At 61.3% G+C, this 271-nt stretch carries 1 protein-coding gene; it reads left to right on the top strand.

Translation table 11 applies throughout. The features are described from left to right. Positions 1 to 66: 66 nt before the first annotated feature. Positions 67 to 271, top strand: a 205-nt coding sequence (locus tag SAY88_RS25070) for an aminotransferase class IV (RefSeq protein WP_332635140.1), incomplete at its 3' end; no start/stop codon positions are given.

Genomic DNA, 271 nt, shown 5'->3' with positions numbered 1-271 from the left:
GAGTCGCAAGTCGCAGGGTGCCGGTGACTTGTGACTTGTGACTGACGACTGTCTTACGATTGGCGGATGGCAGTCATCGGCCGGATACTCATCGACGGCGAGTTCTTCGATGCCGAATCGGCCTCGATCTCGGTGCTCGATGTCGGGTTTCAACGCGGCTACGGCTGTTTCGAGGCGGTGCGTGCCTACGACGGTCGTATGTTTCGGCTCGACGCCCATCTCGATCGGCTCGAGCAGAGCGCAGCAAAGCTGCACCTGCCCGTTCCCGACC

This window comes from Halalkalibacter flavus (genome assembly GCF_036663575.1).
GTDB classification, from domain to species: Bacteria; Bacillota; Bacilli; order Bacillales; family Bacillaceae_D; genus Halalkalibacter; species Halalkalibacter flavus.
This window is presented reverse-complemented; position numbering and strand designations above follow the sequence as displayed.